This is a genomic window from Nocardiopsis sp. CNR-923 (genome assembly GCF_001942255.1).
GTDB lineage: Bacteria > Actinomycetota > Actinomycetes > Streptosporangiales > Streptosporangiaceae > Nocardiopsis.
In genome coordinates this window covers 1-3,778 of sequence record NZ_MKKC01000019.1, presented here as the reverse complement: position 1 = coordinate 3,778, position 3,778 = coordinate 1, and the positions used below count along the sequence as shown (strand labels likewise).

General features: G+C 65.5%; 5 protein-coding genes and 1 tRNA gene. 3 read left to right on the top strand and 3 right to left on the bottom strand.

The annotated features are described in order from the left end of the window. Window positions 1-520: 520 nt before the first annotated feature. Window positions 521-829 (bottom strand): hypothetical protein, encoded by a 309-nt coding sequence (locus BJF83_RS01190; RefSeq protein ID WP_075924832.1) that lies wholly within the window; start codon window positions 827-829, stop codon window positions 521-523. 233 nt (window positions 830-1,062) lie between these two features. Between BJF83_RS01190 and BJF83_RS01185 the strand changes: the two genes are divergently transcribed. The 3 genes from BJF83_RS01185 to BJF83_RS01180 all read left to right on the top strand — a co-directional run bounded on the left by BJF83_RS01185 (window position 1,063) and on the right by BJF83_RS01180 (window position 2,285). Next, entirely contained in the window at window positions 1,063-1,824 is a 762-nt protein-coding gene (locus tag BJF83_RS01185; RefSeq protein ID WP_262391222.1) for a helix-turn-helix transcriptional regulator, read from the top strand. A gap of 115 nt (window positions 1,825-1,939) precedes the next feature. Next, the gene (locus tag BJF83_RS28195) at window positions 1,940-2,062 is read left to right on the top strand and encodes a DLW-39 family protein (protein ID WP_262391221.1); all 123 of its coding nucleotides are present in this window, start codon (window positions 1,940-1,942) and stop codon (window positions 2,060-2,062) included. 150 nt (window positions 2,063-2,212) lie between these two features. Beyond that, window positions 2,213-2,285, top strand: a tRNA-Ala gene (locus tag BJF83_RS01180). Here the strand turns inward: BJF83_RS01180 and BJF83_RS01175 are convergent. Continuing rightward, window positions 2,259-3,575, bottom strand: a complete 1,317-nt coding sequence (locus tag BJF83_RS01175; RefSeq protein WP_075924830.1) for a site-specific integrase — start codon at window positions 3,573-3,575, stop codon at window positions 2,259-2,261. The genes BJF83_RS01180 and BJF83_RS01175 overlap by 27 nt on opposite strands. Before the next feature lie 28 nt (window positions 3,576-3,603). Beyond that, window positions 3,604-3,759: an AlpA family transcriptional regulator gene (locus BJF83_RS01170; RefSeq protein ID WP_075924833.1), complete on the bottom strand. Its 156-nt coding sequence runs from the start codon at window positions 3,757-3,759 to the stop codon at window positions 3,604-3,606. Window positions 3,760-3,778: the final 19 nt, after the last annotated feature.

Sequence of the window (3,778 nt, the reverse complement as noted above, 5' to 3'; positions counted from 1 at the left end):
CCTGTGGTGGGGTGGGAGAGTAGGTCGCTGCCACGGTTTTTTGTTGGGGAGGGGGTCGTCCTTGGGGGCGGCCCCTTTTCTCGTGCGCACGCTTGTGCGGTTGTGAATTCAAGGGCATCGACAGCATCGCACGGATTCGTCACGTGCAGCCGACGCGGCCGGCGCCCCGGCGGCTCTCCGGAGCACAGGGGATGAGGGATGCTCGATCGGCGCCGGGTCGGCTGCCGCGAGACGGGCACGCCCGAGCACCACCGATCGCCACGGGGCCGCCTCCGGGAACTCTTCCCGGTGCTACTGACTTCCCGGTGCTACTGATCCTCGTCGGCCTCAGGGGTGTCGATCAGCTGCCGCAGCAGCGCAACGAAGTCCTCTTCGCTCATCGCCGACCAGTCCACGTGCTCGTTCATGTTGAGCGATGTCCCCAAACTGCGTGCCGATAAGCCTGCGAGCGGCCTATTCGTTCGGGAAGTATGGGTTGACACGTGTTGGCGCAGGTCGTGGCTCTGGCCGAACGTGGACACTACACGTGCTGCTGGAGTGCGCTCCGGCACTCTGGGCAGCGACAGCGCTTGTTGTAGCCCGTGACGGTGCCGTGCGGGAGGCTGGGGTCGCGCTGCTCCATGAGTGTCGCGTCCAGCTGGTCGCCGAAGGACTGGAGGATGCGCGCGGTCGCGAAGACCGCTCTGGCGGTGATCTCCAACTCGGACGCGGCGTCGTCGAGGTGCTTCCCCATGCGGAGTTTCGCGATCAGGCGGGAGCGCGTGCTCGGCGGCATCTGTGCCTCAGCGTTCGCGATCAGCTGTTCGGCGTCGTCGATGGGGTGGTTCATGGATGTCCTCTACGTGTGCGGGAACGCGTGTCCATCGTACGCGGTTTTTTCCCGCGACATATGGGGCGCGTGTGACGTCCTATTTCTAGAAACGCATTGCTAGATGCTAGATGCCATGTTTCGCTGGGGGGCACACCTTCACTCTGCGTCATTGGAGCCGTGTCATGAGCAGCCCCACGGTTCGCCGTCGTCGACTCTCCGCCGAACTCCGCCGTCGCCGCGTGGCGGCCGGTATGACCCTCAGCGACGTGGCGGAGGAGCTTGAGTGGTCACCGGCCAAGCTCGGCCATATCGAGACCGGCATCCGCAAGTGGCCCTCGGTGATGGAGATCTCGGCCCTCCTGCACCTGTACGGGGTCACCGGTGGTCAGCGCGAGGCCATCCTCACCCTGGTGCGGGAGTCGCGGTTGAGGCCGTGGTGGACCGAGTACGAAGACGTGATTCCGTCAGCCTATGTGGGCAACGAGGCTGGAGCGGTGTCCGTTCGCGTCTATTCGGGCATCCTCGTCCCCGACCTCCTCCAGGTCCCCGACTACACCGCTGTCGTCGCCCGAGCCCTGGGCCACGGGGAGGAGGGCGCCGAGCGGATGGTCGCGGCTCAGCTCAAACGTCAGGAGGTGCTCGACGGCGGCGGGCTGGTCCGCTACCACGCCGTCGTCGAGGAGGACGCCCTTCAACGCATCTCCTCGGACCTGGCGCTGCTCAGGGCCCAGACCACCCGGATGCTCGAACTGGCCGTCTCGGAGCGTGTGACGATCCAGCTCCTCCCCACCTCGGCCGGGCCCCACCCCGGAATGGCGGGCCCGTTCTCCGTTCTTGAGTTCGACGAGGGCGAGGCGGCACTGGCCTACGTGGAGGCGACCCAGGGTGGTGGGATCGTGGAGGCGGAGGATGCGGTTGGCTCGTGTGAACGCGTGTGGTCCGAACTGACCCGTATCTCTGCGTCTCCCGAGGCCACGGTCGGGATCCTGCGCCGCATGGCCCTGCTCACCTGAGCCACGGGTCGGATCCCTTGCTAGTCTCTTGGTGACAACATCATAAAGTTCTCTGTGGAGCTCCCGCAGTCGGCGGGCGCTCGTGTTGTTGGAACTCGATGAAAGGGTCCAGACAGTGAAGAAGATCATCATTCTGGCGCTGGTGGCCCTCGGGGCTTTCGCCGTCTACCGCAAGATCCAGGCGGACCGCGCCGAGCTCGACCTGTGGACCGAGGCCACGGCGGCCAGCGACAGCTGATCGCACGGCGGACGAGCGGGGTGTCCCGCGCTCGTCCGTCAGTGACACGAAGACGTGGGTGTGCCGGTTGTTCCCGTGGTGCGACCCACGGCTTCGCGGTCCCTGTGACCGGGACCGCCTTCCGATGAAGGTATGCTCTCCTTGGGTTCAGGGGCCATAGCTCAGCTGGCAGAGCGCCGGTTTTGCATACCGGAGGTCAGGGGTTCGACTCCCCTTGGCTCCACTCATCTTTGCGCAGGTAGAAGACATTACGACGCCACCCAGGCAAGCGCCTCGGGTGGCCGTTGCACATATGGTGCACATTGCCCGCGTCATCACGCGGCACGGTCGGGTTTCCTCCCTTCGGGGTGTCCGCCTTCCGAAGGGCGGCGGCCCGCTTGTCCCCCATCTTCCGCGCGACCTCGTCCAGTCGGTCCGGGAACAGGTGCCCGTAGGTGTCGAGGGTCATCGTCGCCGTCTTGTGCCCGAGCATCGTTTGAATGACCTTCACGTCCGCCCCCGAGGCGATCGCCAGCGACGCGGCCGTGTGCCGGAGCTTGTGAGCCGTCACCCCCAACTCGGAGAGTTCGGCCCCCTGCACAGCCGGGTTGAAGACGCGGCGCCGGAAGTTGTCGTAGTGCAGCGGCCCGCCCTGGGGAGCGGTGAACGCCAGTTCGTCAGCGTCCCTCCCCTTGCACAGGGCACGGAGTTCCTTGAGGAGGAACCCGGGGATCGGAACAGCCCGCTGTTCGTGGTTCTTCGGAGTCTCCAGGTACAGCTTCCCCGACTCCCGCCCGTAAGTCTCCTCGATGTGGATCCGTCGCCGCCTCAGATCGATCCGACCGACCTTCACCGCGGCGACCTCTCCCCACCGAAGGCCGGTGTAGGCGAGCAGCAGAACCAGGCCCCGATACTCACCGGCACACGAGGCGAGCCGTTCGACCTGGACGTGATCGAGGTAGACGTGTCTACCGGGAACGATCTTCGGTAGCGCTACCTCCCTGGCGGGGTTGACCATGATCCGCCGGGACTTCACAGCCCAGCCGAGAACGTGAGACAGCGTGTAGTAGACCTTGCGCACGTAGGAGGCGCTCAGCTTGCCGCCACGCTTGCCGGGTTCGTTGATCAGTCGGCTCACCCAGTCAGAGACCGCCTCGAAACTCACCTGGTTCACGGGGGTGCTCCCCCACTCCGGAAGAACGTAGTTGTCGAGGTATTCGCGGTAGTCACCGCGTGTGGACCGCTTCAGATGATGCTGAGCTTTGAGCCACTTCTCAGCCAACTCACCAACCGTGGCCTTCCCCTCGGACGGGTCACGGAAGGTCCCCGCGCTGAGCTGATCCTCCAGTTCGATTCGCTTCTTCTCCGCGTCCGGCTTCTTCTTGAAGGTTCCACCGCTCTTCATCTGGCCAGCGGGGTTGTAGTAGCGGACCAGCCAGCGGGCGGGCGGTGTGCGTTTGGCGTCCTTGGCCTTCTTCACGGCCTCGTTGTACGCCTTGTCCTGTGTGCGGTCGTAGACCCACGCGCGAGCCATCAGGGGTTCTCCTTTCCGAGGTGGGGGGTTACTGGGTGAGGACCCAGGCGTGGACCTCGTCGGGCAGGTAACGCACGTACCGGCCAACGCGGTGGGACGGGGGACCGTCGCCCTTGTACCGCCACTCATAAAGCGTCTTCGGAGGTACCCGGAGGAAGGCAGCGGTGTCCTTCACCGACCACAGCGCGGGGCGGGGTTGGGGG